This window comes from Ruegeria sp. YTSB088 (assembly GCF_059609825.1).
The window spans coordinates 220,912-238,862 of record NZ_JBXWMM010000001.1 but is presented as its reverse complement, the minus strand read 5'-3'; the positions used below and the strand labels follow the sequence as shown (position 1 = coordinate 238,862).

The following is a 17,951-nucleotide window of genomic DNA, read 5'->3' as shown; positions in this document are numbered from 1 at the left end:
CCTCACTCCTCTTTCCGGTGAAACAAGGTCCGGAACAAGTGCCGGGTTTCCGGCCCGTCGAATTTCTCAAAGCTGGAAAGCACGCGGCTCCGCTCGGCCTTCTGGCGTTGATCCAGAACCGCGATCAATCCACCCACAGCCAGACCAATCCGCGCATCCACGCGGCCCTGCGCGTTGCTGTGCTGCGCGACAAAGGCCAGCAAAGACTCTTGCTGAACGGAGTAATCGTTAAACAGACCCAGATTGTCCTGCAGCTTTTTCAATGGTTTGATGATCTCCTTGAAGTTCTTTGCATCAAAGAGAGGGCCAAAGAATTCCATCAGGTAGCGCAGTTTTTTACAATCAATGCGAAGGTCATGCACCGTGTCATCCGGAGTGTCGTCGGTGATGCCACGAGCGACCTTGCATACCTTGCGATACCGTTTCCAAATCAATGCGCATGCATATTCGTGTGCCCCGCGCTTTGCGTTTGATCCGGGTTCTAAACGATCTATTCCGTTGAACAATGCTGTCAGATTGGTCAGACAGGCGTTGTATTCTTCGCTGCGCAACCGGCGGGACAAGCGTGACAGTTCCCGCGCGCGTTCCGTCTCGAAAAGGTCGAACATTTCTTGCAAGCCATCATGAAGTATGGACGGTAAGAAACTGAAGTATTTATCTTTTTCCAGAAGGTAGACATCCAGATCACGCATACGGCCGGTGGGGGTCATGAGGTCGGAAAAGACCTGCTTCAAATGCACGGTCTGCGCGTCGGAAAAAACGCCTTTGAACAGGCTGATCACAGATCGGACCTTCCGCAGAGACACTCGGTAATCATGTAGAAATTCCGTGTCGATATCGGCGATAATTCCTTCTTCGTTTTGCCGGGTAACTTTCAGATAGTTTTGAATAATATCCGCAGCGACCTGAATGGATGGTTCAGCTTTTCCCAACTCGATCTCAGGCTTGGCCCGATAGGGAACCATGTCCGGGAAAAGCCCGGCGTAAAACGCTTCGACACCCGACCCGCCCCCTGACATGGCAGACATCGCGGTGTTTACCTTTTGATACGCTCTCTCATACCCACGCAGTCGCTGAAGCTGAACAATCGTCGCCTGACCGGTTGTCGAGGACAGGCACCAAACCTTTCCCCTGACTAGCGTTTTGTCCAACTCATCCAATACGGCGAGTGGTTTCGTCTGAATCTCCCCGGCTCCGATCTGCATCAGCGCGCGCAGTTTCGGAAACCCTTTCAAAGCTGCTTTAACGGGGCCCTGCGGCAGGTCTTGAACAAACCGCCCCTGCCCCTTGCAGCGTTGAGACAGTGGCGCACGGCCATTCTGGAAAAGCCACAGTATTTCCCCGACCTCAACCAGAACACGACCTGATTTCCGCAACGATTGATCGTGGCAATCCAGCTGCACGAAAGGTTTCGCAACTCCTGTTGGGTCGATCCTGATCGTAAACCCGGGAATGAGCCTTTCAAGAAGCGCCTCGTCAATCGGTTTGGACAGAAAGCCTTGAACATCTGAAGGTTCGGTCATGATCCGCCGATCCGGGGCGCTTTCAGGTATTCATTGACATTTGTCTCAACGATCTTCTGCACGCTGGTTCCTCTTCGATGGTTCTGATCCTTCAATACGTACAGGGTTTTCACCTCCAATTTTTGCAAGGAGCTTGTCTTGCCCCTGACCGGGCCACTTTCGGTATTTCTGGCTTCTGAAACTCGGCCCTCCGAGACAGCATGACTTCATGAGAGCTGAAACTCGAGACGACAGCAAGCCATTATGTTTTGGCAATTTACAAACATGGGTGACAGCCCCCGAAGGCGTAAGTAATAGAGACTTATGAGTGATCCCGTTTCCTCGATCCGCAACCTTGGCCCGGCCTTTGAGCAGGCCTGCGCGCGCGCCGGCATCCACTCGGCTGACGAGTTGCGGGAACTGGGGCCGGATGAAGCCTATGCCCGGCTTTTGCGGGCTGGTACCAAAGCACATTTCATCGGCTACTATGTTTTGGTGATGGGGCTTCAGGGACGCCCCTGGAATGATTGCAAGGGTGAAGAGAAAAAAAAGCTGCGACAGCGTTTCGACGCGATCAAGGCCGGTAACAGCGCGGCGCCGGAGAACCAGATGGTTGCGGACCTGGACGCAATCGGCGTTCGCGTCGCTCCCAAAGACCTAAAGCAAGTCTGAACAAAAAAGGCCGCCCCCTTGCAGAGCGGCCCGATCTTTCGGCAGAAAACCGGCTTAACCGACCAGTTCGATACCCGAGAAGAAATACGCGATCTCAACAGCCGCAGTTTCCGGTGCATCCGAACCATGAACCGAGTTTTCACCAACCGATTCAGCGAACTCGGCACGGATGGTGCCGGGTGCTGCGTCTGCCGGGTTAGTTGCGCCCATGACTTCGCGGTTCCTTGCAATGGCACCTTCGCCTTCCAGAACCTGAACAACAACCGGAGCCGACGACATGAACTCGCACAATTCATCATAGAACGGACGCTCGGCGTGAACTTCGTAGAACTTGCCGGCTTGTTCCTTGGTCATGTGGATGCGCTTTTGCGCAACGATGCGCAGACCGGCGTCTTCGAACTTGGCGTTGATCTTGCCAGTCAGGTTGCGGCGGGTTGCGTCGGGTTTGATGATCGAAAATGTGCGTTCCAGTGCCATGTCGGCCTCTCCTTACAATCTGGCGCGGGTCCGCGCCGAAATCCATCGCGCGCCGCGTATCACGGTCTATCGCTCATGAAAAGTGTTATGATGGTCTGCCTGCCGCTTTGAGGTTCAGAATGTGTCGGGTAAAGGGTCCTTCCTGTCCAGACGCCGAACGTAAAGCACTGCAAGCAGGCCTGCAAAGCCGCTTGCCCACATCATGCCCAGAACCAGAAACGGCCCGTTTTTGGGGCTGACAAATGCGCCGGTCATCGAAGTCAGGATCGCACCCAGCGCTACAACCATCGCCCCCGACAACCCCGCCGCACTTCCTGCCAGCTTGGGGCGAACGGACATGACGCCCGCCGAGGCGTTTGCATTGGTCAGCCCGTTGCCGAACCCGACACAGATGGCCGAGCCGAAGAACACCCAGACCGACCCCAGATCAGCCAGAAACAGCAGCAGTCCGCAGAAAGGCCCGGTCGAAGCCACGACCCGGCCGATCAAGATCATCGTGGTCAGACGTGTGTGCGCCGCGATCCGGCCGGTTACGAAGTTCCCGACCATGAACCCACCCGTGATAATGCCAATTCCAAGACCCAGCAATGCGGGGCTCAGGTCGAACCACGCGGCCGCAACCAGCGGAGCACCGGTAATAAAGCTGTAGAACCCGCCGATGGAAAACGCCGCACACAGGGCATACCCCCAGAACCGGCGGGCGCGGAAAAGATGCGGGTATTCCCGCAACTGGGCCGCGAAAGTCGAAGAGCGGTTCATGTTCGTCTCGCCCATATCGAACCACAGCAGCCCCAACAGCCCTGCCCCTAGCACTGTGTAGAGCACAAATCCCGAACGCCAGCCGAACAGCATATCCAGCGTCCCACCCAGCATCGGGCCAAGCATTGGCGCCAAAGCCATGGCCATCGCGACATAACCGAGTTTGCTTGCAGCCTCGTTCGGCGGATACCGATCTCTGATCGATGCGCTGGACAGAACCGACCCAGCCACCACCGCGGCCTGCAAAAGACGGAAGCCGAGAAAGGTCCAGATGGACCCGGCCAGAGAGCATCCGATTGAGGAGATGACGAAGATGGACATACAGATCAACAGGATCGGCCTGCGACCGAAACGATCCGACAAAGGCCCCATGATCAGTTGCAGCACGGCCGAGACCGCTAAATACCCCGCGACCGACAGATTCATGAGGCCATAATCCACCCCGAAGTCTTCGCTCATATGGGCCAGAGACGGCAGAAACATATTCAGCGACAAAACCGACAATGCTGTGGCAAAGATCAGAGTGACCAAGTGTGGAGGCGTCCGGGCCGCGCGCATGTGAAAACCGTTCAGAAAAGCAAACGACACAGCGCTAACACATTGCTTGCAGATTGAACATGCCAAGCCGCTGGCGGCGGCATCACAGCTCTGCTAAGAGCGCTCCATGTTACGGATCGAAGACATCACCTATGCCGTTGAAGGTCGTCCATTGTTTGATGGCGCAACCGCAACGATTCCCGATGGTCACAAGGTTGGCCTTGTCGGTCGGAACGGAACCGGAAAGACCACGCTGTTCCGCCTGATCCGGGGGGAGTTGGCTCTGGAATCCGGTAATATCTCGGTCCCGAAACGCGCTCGGATTGGCGGTGTGGCGCAAGAGGTGCCCTCCTCTGATGTCTCGCTGATCAACACGGTTCTGGCCGCCGATACCGAACGCGGTGCATTGATGGCCGAGGCCGAAAGCGCCGAAGACCCGACACGTATCGCCGAAATTCAGACCCGTCTGGCCGATATCGACGCCTGGTCCGCCGAGGCGCGCGCGGCTTCGATCCTCAAGGGGCTGGGGTTTGATGACGAAGACCAACTGCGCCCGTGCTCGGATTTCTCGGGCGGGTGGCGGATGCGCGTTGCGCTGGCGGCGGTGCTGTTTTCTCAACCAGATCTGCTGCTGCTGGACGAACCGACAAACTATCTGGACCTCGAAGGCGCGCTGTGGCTCGAGAGCTATCTGGCCAAGTATCCTCACACGGTGATCATCATCAGCCACGACCGAGGTCTTCTGAACCGTGCCGTGGGGTCGATCCTGCATCTGGAAGACCGCAAGCTGACCTATTACGCGGTGCCATACGACAAGTTTGCGGAACGCCGTGCGGAACGTCTGGCACAGGCGGAATCGGAAAACGTCAAGGCCAAAGCCCGCATCGCACATTTGCAAAGCTTTGTGGATCGGTTCCGCTATAAGGCATCGAAAGCTGTTCAGGCCCAGTCGCGCCTGAAGATGATCGAACGCATCCAACTGGTCTCGACCCCACAAGAAGCAGCACTCCGTGCGTTCAGCTTTCCGGAACCCGAGGAACTTTCGCCACCGATTATCCAGATTGAGAGCGGCGTCACAGGCTATGGCGAGACAGAGGTGCTGCGGCGTCTGAACCTGCGCATCGACCAAGACGACCGCATTGCGCTGTTGGGCAAGAACGGTCAGGGGAAATCGACCCTGTCCAAGCTGCTCTCGGACCGGCTGCCCCTGATGGCAGGCAGGATGACCCGCAGCAACAAGCTGCGCATCGGCTATTTTGCGCAGCATCAGGTGGATGAGCTCTATGTGGACGAAACACCGCTGGACCACCTGCGCCGCCTGCGCCCTGACGAGGCGCCCGGCAAGTGGCGTTCGCGACTGGCCGGTTTCGGGTTGAACGCGGATCAGGCGGAAACCAAGGTCGGGCGTCTGTCGGGTGGACAGAAAGCGCGCCTTTCACTGCTGCTCGCCACGATCGACGCGCCCCATTTGCTGATCCTTGATGAGCCGACCAACCACCTTGATATCGAAAGCCGCGAGGCGCTGGTCGAGGCGCTGACTGCTTATTCCGGCGCGGTGGTTCTGGTCAGCCACGACATGCATCTGCTGAGCCTTGTCGCGGATCGCCTCTGGCTGGTTTCGGATGGTACGGTCAAACCCTTTGACGGCGACCTTGAAGCCTATCGGTCCCTGCTGCTGGCGCGCGACAGACCCGTCAGGGAAAAGTCCCAGACTGTCAAATCAAAACGCCCCACACGCGAGGCGTTGTTGGCTCTGCGCGCCGATCTGCGCAAATGCGAAGACCGGATCGAAAAGCTGACCGATATGCATGACAGGCTTTCCGCCAAACTGTCCGACCCGGCGTTGTACGAGGACGATAAGATCAACGATCTGGAAACCTGGAACCGCAAGTTCACCGAAGTCACCGAGGCCATGCAAAAAGCCGAGGCTCTATGGGTCGCCGCCGCCGAACGACTTGAACAGGCAGAAACAGCATGAAAACACCCGTCAAAGACACCGGAGCTATGATTTCCGGTATGCATCCCGACTTGCAGCCCGGTGAATTTGCCTTTGTCGTGTGGCCTGAGAACAAACCCTGGCCTGAGGGCACGCGGGCCAGCTGTGTCGAGGCAGAAGGGCTGTCTCTTGTCGTCCCGATCGCTGCGGCACCGCAAGATGCCGTCGCGATGCGTTGCATTACCTTGCAGGTCCATTCCTCGTTGGAAGGTGTTGGTCTGACCGCGGCCGTTTCCAGCGCGCTGGCTCAGGCGGGCATCCCAGCGAACATGGTCGCGGGGTATCACCACGATCATGTCTATGTCCCATCAGGTTGTTCGCAAGATGCCCTGAATATCCTGCAAGACCTGCAACGGAGCAGCAAATAGCAATGGACAGCGCATTCCTGATTACCGCGTTCACAACGCTTTTCGTGGTCCTTGACCCGCCCGCGCAAACTCCGATCTTCGTGGCTCTGACACAGGGCATGGACTGGCATACGCGCCGCTCCATCGCGGTTCGGGCCTGCCTGACAGCAGGCTTTATCCTGGCCCTGTTTGCCGCCTTTGGCGAAGCCCTTCTGGGGTTTGTTGGCATTTCGATGGAGGCGTTCCGCGTCGCAGGAGGCGTCCTGCTGTTCCTGACCGCGCTGGATATGCTGTTTGAACGCCGCACCAAGCGACGCGAAAGCAGCGCCGAGGAAGAGGAACATCCAGACCCGTCCGTTTTTCCCCTGGGCATCCCACTGATTGCAGGCCCCGGCTCGATTGCAACGATGATTCTGCTTGCAGGCCAGCAACCCGGCATCCAGGGCCTTGCCGTTGTCATCGGCGTCATGCTCGTTGTTCTGGCGATGGTCTTCGTGATGTATCTGACATCCGGCGCTGTCGCACGGGTTTTGGGCAAAACCGGGTTGAACGTATTGACGCGACTACTGGGTATGTTGCTTGCGGCCCTGTCTGTTCAATTCATTCTTGATGGCCTCAAGGCCTTTGGATTTGCGTCTTAAATCCCCATATAAAATGCGCGTAACTTGAGTGGGGTGAACCCTGTGGACAGCATCGATATCGGACAACTGGTCTATCTGGTCGTGCTCGGGCTGGCGATCGCGTTCTGGTTCGTTTCGCAAAACCGCCAGTCCCTGAACAAAACATTGCAGCAGGTGATGGCCTGGGTGTTCATCTTTGTTGGCGCCATCGCCGTCATCGGCCTGTGGGAAGACATCCGGTCTTCGGTTGGCCCTGCCCCACAGATGACCGTCACCGGCAACGCGATCGAGGTGCCCCGTGCCTATGACGGTCACTACTATTTGCCGGTTTTGGTGAATGATGAGCCGATCAGCTTTCTTGTCGACACCGGCGCCAGCCAGATCGTGCTCAGCGCTCAGGACGCTGCGCGCGTTGGTATCGATCCTGATCAGTTGAACTATTTCGGACGCGCCTTGACCGCCAACGGTGAGGTGCGCACCGCGCCGGTGCGGCTTGAGACCCTGACCGTAGGACCAATTACCGATCAGAACGTATCGGCCTGGGTCAATGAGGGCGAGCTGGATAAATCGCTTTTGGGGATGGAATACCTGCATCGTTTCTCAAGCATTCAGTTCGTAGATGGCAAGCTGATCTTGTCTCGTTAGCAGCTCTGATCGCTTGAGAACAAAAAAAGAACATGCTAGTGTTCCGGCATGTCTACTCAGCTTCTTGGCCACAAACCTGCGCGTCAGGCACCGAGGGTAAACCTCCATCCGCAGATCACCCTGCAACTGGGCCGTGTGCACGAGGCGTGCGGCCCCGCCCGGCGCAGCTTTGCCATGTGGCTGGCCAGTCAGACACAGGGGCCGGTCTTGTGGATTTCCCCCGCGTGGGAACCTGGCCAGCTAAACCCCGATGGGATGATGGCCTTTACCGATCCGGCCCGGTTCATCTTTGTTCAGCCCACCCGTGCCGAGGATCTGCTGTGGTGTCTGGAGGAGGCGCTGCGCAGCGGGGCCATTCCGCTGATCGTCGGCGACCTGCCCGGCGCGCCGGGGCTGACACCGATACGCCGGATGCATCTGGCCGCCGAACAAGGGGGTACGATGGGGCGGGCTCCGCTTGGTTTGCTGCTGACACCCGGAGATGGTGGCGCGCAAGGGGTTGAGACACGCTGGCACATGGCTGCCACCCATCGGGACGATGCGAGGCTCTGGACCCTGACCCGCCGCCGCGCCCGTGCCCTGCCCCCGGTCACATGGCAGGCCACCATGACCGCCGCCCGTGCCGGTTTGCATCTGAAACGGATCGAAACCGAAGATGCAACGGCGTAAAGCCACGCGGATCACGCAAGAAGTGACTGGTCAAACCCCGGGCCGCGCCCTAGCGTCACCGCATGAGCCATCCGATCCATGACAGTCGCTATTCCTGGCTTCGCCTTCTGATCACGCTCGCCATTGCAACAGTGGCGAATGTTGGCATGTGGGCAGTGATCGTGGTCATGCCCGCGGTTGAAGCCGAATTCGGGGCCGGTCGCGCCGAAGCCTCGATGCCGTATACGCTGGCGATGATCGGTTTTGCCTTGGGTAATATGTGGTTGGGGCAGTTGGTGGACCGGCTGGGTGTCACCAGCGCCCTGATCGGAGCAGCCGTCTTGAGTGCTCTGAGCTATGTGCTGGCAACGCTGGCGCCGAATATAATGTTGCTATCCGCGGCGCATCTTCTGCTTGGGCTGGGCACGTCAATTGGGTTTGGTCCGCTGATCGCCGATATCTCGCATTGGTTCGTGAAGCGGCGCGGTATTGCCGTCGCACTAGTGGCAAGCGGGAATTACCTATCCGGCGCCATCTGGCCCACCATGCTGTCCGGAATTCTGGCTCGGGACGGATGGCAACAGGTCTATCTGACGCTCGCCGTTCTGACGCTTATCGTCGTCATTCCCCTGTCGCTGCTGCTACGCCGCAGGGTGCCGGTCGAGGCACACAGCACCGCCGCAGCATCCGCCCAAATCAATGCACGAAGTGTCGGCGTATCACCACGCGCGCTGCAATATATTCTGGGCCTGGCCGGGATCGGTTGTTGCGTCGCCATGTCGATGCCGCAGGTTCATATCGTCTCGTATTGCGTCGGACTGGGATATGGGCCCGCAGTCGGGGCCGAAATGCTGTCGCTGATGTTATTGGGTGGCGTTGTCAGCCGCATCATCTCGGGTCTGTTGGCTGACCGGCTGGGCGGCGTCGTGACGCTTTTGATCGGTTCTCTTCTGCAATGCATCGCCCTGTTCCTGTTCCTGCCGTACAACGGAATGGTGTCACTTTACGCCATCAGCCTGCTCTTTGGCCTGGCACAGGGTGGCATCGTGCCCAGCTATGCGTTGATTGTCCGTGAATACATGCCGCCGCAAGAAGCTGGCGCGCGGGTCGGGTTCGTCATGATGATGACCATTCTTGGCATGGCACTCGGCGGCTGGATGTCAGGGTGGATATACGACCTCACCGGAAACTACCAACTGGCGTTCGTGAATGGCATTCTTTGGAATGGCCTGAACATTGCAATCGTTCTGATGCTGCTCAGGAGATCCCGCCCCGGACGAGAACGGGTCATGGCATGACCCTTCTGACCCGTCGCAGCCTGCTTGCCGGCCTGGCAACCCTGCCCCTGACCCAGGCGGCACACGCTGCTTTGCGGCCTTACATCTTGTCGGATGAAGGCACCAGGGTCGGGTTCACTTTTGATCTTGCGGGGGTGACTCAGTCAGGGACAATGCCGATCCGGACCGCCGAAGTTCAGATTGACTCACGTCGCCTGCAGAACAGTCAGGTCACAGTGACACTGGACGTCAGCAAGGCCAGAACGCGGCTGCCCTTTGCCCGAATGCCCATGCTCAGCCCCAGCGTATTGGACGCGAAACAGCACCCAACGATCCGATTTGTGTCAACGGACATACAGTTGGGCACGGAAGGACGAATATCAGATGGCGCTCGGATCACGGGTGATCTGACGGTCCGCGGCGTGATCCGCCCGATCACGCTGGAGGCCAATCTGTACCGGCAGGCGGGAAGTGCAGAGAACGATCTGAGCCGTCTGACCATTGGCCTGAAGGGCGCTCTGAACCGGCACGACTTCGGAGCTTCGGGCTATCCTGACCTGGTTCATGACACTGTCGGCCTGGACATCCACGCAGAGATTATCCGCGCGACCTGATCGTCAATTGGCAAAAAACGACTCGCTAAAGTCGAATTGATGCGCGCATTGTGCGGCGACACTGCCAATCTGAGACCACCATGCGCACGATCATTTCATTTGCCGCCCTGTTTCTTTCGGTCATTCTGCTACAGCTTTCGACAGGAGGCGTCGGACCTCTCGATGCCATATCGGGCATCACGCTGAATTTCACAACAGAACAGATCGGCCTATTGGGATCTTCGCACTTTCTGGGGTTTTTCATCGGCTGCTGGTGGGCACCACGTCTGATGGGAAATGTTGGTCATTCGCGTGCATTTGCCGTTTGCACTGCGCTGGGTGCAATGGGCTTGATCGGGCATACGCTGACTGAAAACCCATACATCTGGGCGGCCCTGCGTGTGGCCTCTGGCACCTGCGTGGCAGGCGCGTACACGGTGATCGAGGCCTGGCTGAACGCAAAGGTCACCAATGAAACCCGAGGGCGTGCGATGGGTACGTACCGGATCGCGGATATGGGCGCATCCCTGTGCGCCCAGTTAATTATCGCCGTTCTGCCCCCGGCTTCATATGTCTCATACAACCTGCTTGCGATCTTGTGCTGTGCGTCGCTGCTGCCGTTGACTCTGACCAAAGCAAGCCAGCCCAAAACACCTGATGCGCCTCGCCTTAAACCCGGGCTGGCATGGCGCAGCTCACCGCTGGCCGTGGCGGGTGTGATCGTGGCCGCGGTCAGCTCGGCCTCGTTCCGTATGGTGGGTCCGGTTTACGGGCAAGAAGTCGGCCTTGCCGTCGATCAGATCGCATTCTTCCTGGCCTCGTTCGTAATGGGTGGTGCGCTTGCACAATACCCCGTCGGCTGGCTGGCTGACAAATATGACAGGCGCTGGGTGCTGATCTGGTTGTCAGCTGCAGCGGTGCTCAGTTGTGGCGTCACTATGGCGGCAAGCGGCACCGGAACGATCGGGGTCATGTCGGCAGCGGTATTCTTTGGCCTGACAACCTTCCCGATCTTCTCGGTTTCTTCTGCCCACGCAAATGACTTCGCCACATCCGAGGAACGGGTGGAGCTGTCTGCGGCCCTGATGTTCTGGTTTGCCTTGGGGGCAATTGCATCGCCCTATATTACCTCGACTTTGATCCAGAAATTTGGTCCCGGGGCCCTTTTTGCCTTCGTCGCGTTCGGGCATGTCTTCCTGATCGTATTTGGTCTGGCGCGGATGCGGTCCCGCCCCACCCCCGAGGAGCGTACGAACTATGTTTATGCCCCGCGTACCTCATTCACGATTGGTCGCCTTCTCAAACGGTCGCGGGAAAACTTGAAAAACTAGACACCCGCTGGTTTTTGTATGCCTTTCGTGATTGCCCCGGTTTTTTCGGTCGGCCTTGCATGAAACAAGGACGGGTCCGAACAGCTCAGATGCAACGCATTGCGGTTATACTGTTCCGGGAACGCGAACCAGATCGCCGGGGCAGCGCGGTTTTCGGACCATTCGGCGTCCAAATTGACTTGCAGGTCAATGTCGGGCTTTTGCTGGACGATCACATCATGTAGACGGGCGCGCAGACAGTTACGCGGAAACGGATCATGGCTCGGATTCTCATCACCTCGGCGATCCCCTATATCAACGGGATCAAACACCTCGGCAATCTGATCGGCTCGCAATTGCCTGCCGACTTGTATGCACGTTACCAGCGTGGCCGGGGGAACGAGGTCATGTTCCTGTGCGCCACGGATGAACACGGCACACCAGCCGAGCTGGCAGCGGCCAAGGCGGGTAAACCGGTGGCCGAGTACTGCGCCGACATGTATGCGATTCAGGCCGATATCGCCAATCGGTTTGGGCTCAGCTTCGATCACTTTGGACGCTCGTCCAGCGAACAGAACAAGCGCCTGACCCAGCATTTTGCGGGTAAGTTGGATGACGCGGGCCTCATCCGCGAAGTCAGCGAAAAACAGGTTTATTCCAACGCTGATGGCCGCTTTTTGCCCGATCGGTATATTGAAGGCACCTGCCCCAATTGCGGCTATGACCGCGCGCGCGGCGACCAGTGCGAGAACTGCACCAAGCAGTTGGATCCGACGGACCTGATCGAGCCGCGCTCGGCCATTTCCGGGTCGACCGATCTTGAAATACGTGAAACCAAGCACCTGTATCTGCGCCAATCCGCGATGAAGGATAAGCTGGATGCGTGGATCGACAGCAAGACAGACTGGCCGGTCCTGACCACGTCAATTGCCAAAAAGTGGCTGCATGACGGCGACGGCTTGCAAGACCGTGGCATCACCCGCGATCTGGACTGGGGTGTGCCGGTCAAAAAAGGCGATCAGGAATGGCCGGGGATGGAGGGCAAGGTCTTTTACGTCTGGTTCGACGCCCCCATTGAATACATCGCCTGTGCCAAGGAATGGGCTGACGCCAACGGCAGGGCAGACGCGGATTGGGAACGCTGGTGGCGCACCGACAAGGGCGCGGACGACGTGCGCTATGTCCAGTTCATGGGAAAGGACAACGTGCCGTTCCATACGTTGTCGTTCCCGGCCACCATTCTGGGCACCAACACTCATAATGAAGAGACCGGATCACCCGAACGCTGGAAGCTGGTGGATTTTATCAAGTCGTTCAACTACCTGAATTATGACGGCGGCCAGTTTTCGACCAGCCAGGGCCGTGGCGTGTTCATGGATCAGGCACTGGACATTCTGCCTGCCGATTATTGGCGCTGGTGGCTGCTGAGCCATGCGCCGGAAAGCAGCGACAGTGAGTTCACGTGGGAGAACTTCCAGCAATCGGTGAACAAGGACCTCGCCGACGTTCTGGGCAACTTTGTCAGCCGGATTACCAAATTCTGCCGTTCGAAATTTGGTGAGACCGTGCCCGAAGGCGGTGAGTTTGACGCCCGCGAGCAAGCTCTGATCGAAGAACTCACCAAACGCGTCCGCACCTATGAGGGCCACATGGGGGCGATGGAGGTTCGCAAATCCGCGCAGGAGCTACGGGCAATCTGGGTTGCCGGAAATGAATATCTGCAGGCTGCAGCTCCGTGGTCCACGTTCAAGGAAGACCCCGAGCGGGCAGCTGCGCAGGTACGTCTTGGCCTGAACCTGATCCGCCTTTACGCCGTTCTCAGCGCGCCGTTCATCCCCGACACCTCGGCCCGTATGCTGAGCGCGATGAACACGTTGGATACCAGCTGGCCGGATGATGTCGCCGTGGCGTTGAACGCCCTGCCCTCCGGACACGACTTTACCGTGCCCGACGTTCTGTTCGCCAAGATAGCGGATGAACAGCGTGAAGAATGGCAGGAGAAATTCGCTGGGACCCGCGACTGAACCATCCGATACCTAGAACCAGGGGGGCCATTCCGACCCCCTTCTCGCTCGGGCCCGATGACCACGCCGGGACCTAAGCCAGCATAAGTGCTGAAATTTTTGACATCGGCCCCGATCGACTCAAGATTCATCACGCTTGAGATATCGGCACAAAAAAGTCATCCTGAGATCAAGTTCCTCCGACTCGGGTCGCCCTGACGACCGGGTCGGTATCTTTTGTTTCTGCATCGAACGAGGCTTTCGCCATGTCCCCAGCATTCATTTCGCCCAACAAGACCAGCAGGCATTTGGCCGCCGTATTCATGCTGTTGTCCTTGGGTTTGGCGCATCCTGCGACCGCGCAGGAAGAAGGGGCACCACCGAAGGTTTCCATAGCCGCAGCCTATACCGAGGAAATCACCGACGAGGCCACGTTCATCGGGCGCGCCGAGGCAATCAACAAAGTCGATATCGTGGCGCGCGTGAACGGGTTTCTCAACAGCCGCGAGGTCGAGGATGGAGCGACGGTAAATGAAGGCGACCTGCTGTTCACCATCGAACCCGACCTTTACGAGGCCACGCTTGAGGCCCGAAAAGCCGATCAGAACCGGGCGGAAGCTAATCTTGAGCTGGCAAAGGTTGATCTGGCGCGTAAAGAAGAGCTTTACAAACGTGACGCGACGCCGGAATCGGAACGCGACATCGCGCGCGCCAATGAACTGGTCGCAGAGGCAGAGGTGAAAGCAGCCAAAGCTGCGATCCGGCAGGCCGAGCTCGACCTGAGCTACACGCAGATCCACGCACCATTTGATGGCCGTATCGGCAGGATCACCACAAGCGTTGGCGATGTTGTTGGTCCAAACAACCCTCCACTGGTCAATATCGTCAGCGAGACGCCAATCTACGTGAATTTCTCGTTGAACGAAAAGCTCTTTACCTCGGTTTTGCAGACCGTTGGCGAAAACTCAGCCTCTCTTGCGGATAGTCCGCAAAGCCCAAACGTGCACGTCACCCTGCCCAATGGCACAGAGATGGATGAAGTCGGCAGAATTGTATTCGTTGATAACCGCATCGACCCATTGACCGGCGCAATCACAATGCGGGCCCAATTCGACAATACGGACCGGCTGATCCTGGACGGCGCTTTCGTGAATGTGCAGATCGAAGCGCTGGAGCCGACCTTGCAGGTTCTGGTGCCACAAGCCGCCTTGCAGCGCGATCAGCGGGGCGATTTTGTCCTGGTGGTTAATGACAAGCAAATGGTCGAACAACGCTACATCACAACAGGTGACACTTTTGGTACTGCGATTATCGTGCTGGACGGACTGCGTGAAGGTGAAAGCGTCATTGTCGAGGGCTTGCAGCGGGTCCGCCCCGGTGTGGCTGTTGATGCGGTCGTGGCCTCTGAACAGCCGGGAGAGTAACAGATGTTCTCAGCCCTGTTCATAAGCCGCCCCAAGCTGGCGCTTGTCATCTCACTGGTGCTGACCATCATGGGCGGCATCGGGTACCTGGTTCTGCCGGTCGCGCAGTTTCCGGACATCACGCCACCGGTGGTCAACGTCTCAACCACATATACCGGTGCAAACGCCGAAACCGTTGAAAACACCGTTGCCGCGCCGATTGAGGCGCAGGTCAACGGTGTGGACGACATGATCTATATGACGTCCAGATCGTCGGACAACGGGTCCTACTCGCTGGATGTGACCTTTGAGGTGGGCACCGATCCTGACATCGCATCGGTCAACGTTCAAAACCGGGTTGCGCAGGCCATGTCGTCATTGCCAGCCGAGGTCACTTCGTCCGGCGTCGTGACACAGAAATCTTCGACCAACATGCTGATGCTGGTCACTCTGACCTCACCCGATGGGACCTATGACAGTGTGTTCCTGTCGAACTATGCCTCGATCAATCTGCGCGATGCGCTGGCCCGTGTGCAGGGTGTTGGTAAGGCTGATGTTCTGACCAACCTTGAATACGCCATGCGGATCTGGATGGACCCGGACAAGATGGCGGCGCTGTCCATCACTCCTGGGGATGTCATCAATGCAATCCGGGAACAGAATATCGAAGTGTCTGCCGGTTCCATCGGTGCACCACCTGTACCCGAAGGGCAGACGTTTCAATACACGATCAAATCCAAAGGCCGTCTGACATCCGCAGAAGAATTCGGTGACATTGTTATCCGGACCGGCGATGCCGGCGCCATCGTCCGCGTCAAGGACATCGCTCGGGTTGAGCTTGGCGCAGAATATTATGCGGCTTCGGGCTTTTTTCAGTCGGTTCCTGCCACGGTTATCGGCATCTATCAGGCCCCCGGTGCAAACGCTTTGGCGGTATCGGAACGTGTGCAGGCCGAATTGGAACGGCTGTCCCGCGCGTTCCCGACGGATGTCGAGTATGATGTACCCTTCAACACGACCGACTTTGTCGAGGCCTCTTTGAACGACGTGGTCTCGACTCTGATCCTGACCTTCATTCTCGTTATTTCGGTTGTGTTTGTCTTCCTGGGAAGTTGGCGCGCAACGATCATTCCGGCGGTGGCAATTCCAGTGTCCCTGATCGGCACTTTTGCCTTCCTGCTGGCGTTTGGGATGTCCCTGAACACCATCTCGCTGTTCGCCTTGGTGCTTGCCATTGGTATCGTGGTAGACGACGCCATCGTCGTTGTTGAAAACGTGGAGCGCATTATTGCGGATGAAGGGTTGCCTCCGGCTGAAGCGACCCGAAAAGCCATGGGCCAGATAACTGGACCGGTCATCGCGACCACTTTGGTTCTTCTGGCGGTGTTCGTGCCGGTGACGTTCATGCCCGGCATCTCGGGGCGGTTGTATTCCCAATTTGCGGTCACGATCTCGACCGCTGTCGTTATCTCATCCATCAACGCGCTGACCCTTTCGCCCGCCCTGTGTGGCTTGGTGCTACGTGCCAGATCTGGCCCTCCCAAAGGGCTGCTGGCGGTCTTCGAAAGTTTCATCGGCACGGTTCGCAACGGCTATGTCGCCATAGTACGCAAACTGCTGATTTTCCCCGCCATCGCGCTGGCCATCGTGGTCGGTCTTGGTTTTGGTACGGGGACAATCATGTCGAATACCTCTGCCGGGTTTATCCCGCTTGAGGACAACGGGTACTTGTTCGTCGATGTTCAGTTGCCGGATGCTGCCACTCTGGAACGGACAGAGGCGGTCACCGCACGTCTGGACGAACAGATAAGCGAAATCCCGGGCGTTGCGAGCACGGTTCTTGTCAACGGCTTTTCGATGCTGAACGGCACGATCACCAATGGCGCTGCGATTTTCGTCAATCTCGACAATTGGAGCGAGCGGCAAGAAGACGATCTGAGCGCTGATGCCATTCTGGCCAAGGTACTGGCGATTGCGAATGGTGAATCAGCGGCTTCGATCCTGGCCTTCAACCCACCACCTATCCAGGGTCTTGGCATGTCCGCGGGCGTAGAAATGGAGGTTCAGCAAACCGGCGGTGGCACACCGCAGGATCTGGCCTCGGCCGTGGGTTCGTTCGTGTATTCGGCCAATCAGAGACCCGAGATCGGGCAGGCCTATACAACCTTCCGCGCCAACGTCCCGCAGCTGTTCGTTGATCTGGACCGCGAAAAGGCCAAAACGCTGAATGTCTCGGTCGCCGAGATTTTTCAGACCATGCAGGCACAACTGGGGTCGTACTATGTCAATGACTTCAACCTGTTCGGCCGCGTCTACCGCGTGATGATTCAGGCTGATGGCACTTATCGGGACAATGTCGAGGATATCGCGAACCTCTATGTCCGTTCTCAAAACGGCGACATGGTGCCGTTAGGGACACTGATCGACGTGGAAAACGTGTTGGGTCCGGTTCTGCTGAAGCGCCACAACCTGTTCCGGTCTGCCACGGTGACGGCGGTACCAGCACCCGGCTTGTCCAGCGGCGACGCAATCAACGTGATGACGGAGGAATCCGCAACCGCCCTGCCCCCGGGCTATTCGTTCGAATGGACAGGGACAGCACAGCAACAGCTGGCCTCGGGCAGTCTGGTGATCATCATCCTCGGGCTTGCCATCCTGTTCGGTTACTTGTTCCTGGTGGGTCAGTACGAAAGCTGGACCTTACCTGTTTCAATCCTGCTTTCCGTTGTTGTGGCCCTGTTTGGTGCCGTGGCGGCGGTGGCGATCGTGGGCAGTGACATCAACCTCTATACGCAGATCGGTATGATCATGCTTGTGGGGCTGGCCTCGAAGAACGGTATTCTTATCGTCGAGTTCGCCATGGAGCAACGCGCCAAGGGGTTGTCCATTAAAGAGGCCGCCGCAGAGGCTGCGCATCAGCGTTTCCGCGCAGTGATGATGACTGCCTTGTCCTTCCTCCTCGGTGTTGTACCGCTGCTGGCCGCCAACGGAGCCGGCGCCGCCAGCCAGAAAGCGATTGGTGTCGCGGTGTTCGGCGGGATGCTGGCCGCGACGCTGGTTGGTGTGATCGTGGTGCCCGTGCTCTACGCCCTGATGCAGGGCTTGCGAGAATGGTTGAAGGGCAGCAAGAAGGAGCCCGACCCTTCTGAAGAAGCCGCCTGA

The 17,951-nt window shown here is 58.0% G+C and carries 16 protein-coding genes; 13 read left to right on the top strand and 3 right to left on the bottom strand.

Annotated elements, in window-relative coordinates; translation table 11 throughout:
* Positions 1-2 precede the first annotated feature (2 nt).
* Positions 3-1,523 (bottom strand): CHAD domain-containing protein, encoded by a 1,521-nt coding sequence (locus AC2FFA_RS01185; RefSeq protein ID WP_496849463.1) that lies wholly within the window; start codon positions 1,521-1,523, stop codon positions 3-5.
* 303 nt (positions 1,524-1,826) lie between these two features.
* Between AC2FFA_RS01185 and AC2FFA_RS01180 the strand changes: the two genes are divergently transcribed.
* Positions 1,827-2,174, top strand: coding sequence for a TfoX/Sxy family protein (locus AC2FFA_RS01180; protein WP_117869216.1), 348 nt, complete (start codon positions 1,827-1,829; stop codon positions 2,172-2,174).
* 54 nt (positions 2,175-2,228) lie between these two features.
* Here the strand turns inward: AC2FFA_RS01180 and ndk are convergent, their stop codons facing one another.
* The gene (gene ndk / locus AC2FFA_RS01175) at positions 2,229-2,651 is read right to left on the bottom strand and encodes a nucleoside-diphosphate kinase (RefSeq protein WP_496849460.1); all 423 of its coding nucleotides are present in this window, start codon (positions 2,649-2,651) and stop codon (positions 2,229-2,231) included.
* A gap of 114 nt (positions 2,652-2,765) precedes the next feature.
* Positions 2,766-3,968: a multidrug effflux MFS transporter gene (locus AC2FFA_RS01170; protein ID WP_496849825.1), complete on the bottom strand. Its 1,203-nt coding sequence runs from the start codon at positions 3,966-3,968 to the stop codon at positions 2,766-2,768.
* A 106-nt stretch (positions 3,969-4,074) separates the two neighbouring features.
* Between AC2FFA_RS01170 and AC2FFA_RS01165 the strand changes: the two genes are divergently transcribed.
* The 12 genes from AC2FFA_RS01165 (at position 4,075) to AC2FFA_RS01110 (ending at position 17,951) form a co-directional block, all read left to right on the top strand.
* Positions 4,075-5,925, top strand: coding sequence for an ABC-F family ATP-binding cassette domain-containing protein (locus AC2FFA_RS01165; RefSeq protein WP_496849458.1), 1,851 nt, complete (start codon positions 4,075-4,077; stop codon positions 5,923-5,925).
* Positions 5,922-6,311 (top strand): ACT domain-containing protein, encoded by a 390-nt coding sequence (locus AC2FFA_RS01160; RefSeq protein ID WP_496671835.1) that lies wholly within the window; start codon positions 5,922-5,924, stop codon positions 6,309-6,311. The genes AC2FFA_RS01165 and AC2FFA_RS01160 overlap by 4 nt, the downstream gene beginning before the upstream one ends.
* A gap of 2 nt (positions 6,312-6,313) precedes the next feature.
* Positions 6,314-6,931: a MarC family protein gene (locus AC2FFA_RS01155; protein WP_117869219.1), complete on the top strand. Its 618-nt coding sequence runs from the start codon at positions 6,314-6,316 to the stop codon at positions 6,929-6,931.
* Positions 6,932-6,973: 42 nt separating this feature from the next.
* Positions 6,974-7,555, top strand: a complete 582-nt coding sequence (locus AC2FFA_RS01150) for a retropepsin-like aspartic protease family protein (protein ID WP_299640456.1) — start codon at positions 6,974-6,976, stop codon at positions 7,553-7,555.
* 48 nt (positions 7,556-7,603) lie between these two features.
* Positions 7,604-8,224, top strand: coding sequence for an ImuA family protein (locus tag AC2FFA_RS01145; protein WP_496849456.1), 621 nt, complete (start codon positions 7,604-7,606; stop codon positions 8,222-8,224).
* A 62-nt stretch (positions 8,225-8,286) separates the two neighbouring features.
* On the top strand, positions 8,287-9,501 hold the full coding sequence (locus tag AC2FFA_RS01140; protein WP_496717345.1) for an MFS transporter: 1,215 nt from the start codon (positions 8,287-8,289) through the stop codon (positions 9,499-9,501).
* The gene (locus tag AC2FFA_RS01135; RefSeq protein WP_496849454.1) at positions 9,498-10,094 is read left to right on the top strand and encodes a YceI family protein; all 597 of its coding nucleotides are present in this window, start codon (positions 9,498-9,500) and stop codon (positions 10,092-10,094) included. The genes AC2FFA_RS01140 and AC2FFA_RS01135 overlap by 4 nt, the downstream gene beginning before the upstream one ends.
* Before the next feature lie 80 nt (positions 10,095-10,174).
* Entirely contained in the window at positions 10,175-11,404 is a 1,230-nt protein-coding gene (locus tag AC2FFA_RS01130; RefSeq protein WP_117869224.1) for an MFS transporter, read from the top strand.
* A 59-nt stretch (positions 11,405-11,463) separates the two neighbouring features.
* Positions 11,464-11,628 carry a hypothetical protein gene (locus AC2FFA_RS01125; RefSeq protein ID WP_496671820.1) on the top strand — a complete coding sequence of 55 codons (165 nt, stop codon included), beginning with the start codon at positions 11,464-11,466 and terminating at the stop codon, positions 11,626-11,628.
* A gap of 33 nt (positions 11,629-11,661) precedes the next feature.
* Complete coding sequence (gene metG, locus AC2FFA_RS01120) at positions 11,662-13,407, top strand: methionine--tRNA ligase (RefSeq protein ID WP_496849451.1); 1,746 nt, start codon at positions 11,662-11,664, stop codon at positions 13,405-13,407.
* Positions 13,408-13,709: 302 nt separating this feature from the next.
* The gene (locus tag AC2FFA_RS01115) at positions 13,710-14,810 is read left to right on the top strand and encodes an efflux RND transporter periplasmic adaptor subunit (protein WP_496849823.1); all 1,101 of its coding nucleotides are present in this window, start codon (positions 13,710-13,712) and stop codon (positions 14,808-14,810) included.
* Positions 14,811-14,813: 3 nt separating this feature from the next.
* A complete protein-coding gene (locus tag AC2FFA_RS01110) occupies positions 14,814-17,951 on the top strand; it encodes an efflux RND transporter permease subunit (RefSeq protein ID WP_496849449.1) in 3,138 nt (1,045 codons plus the stop codon).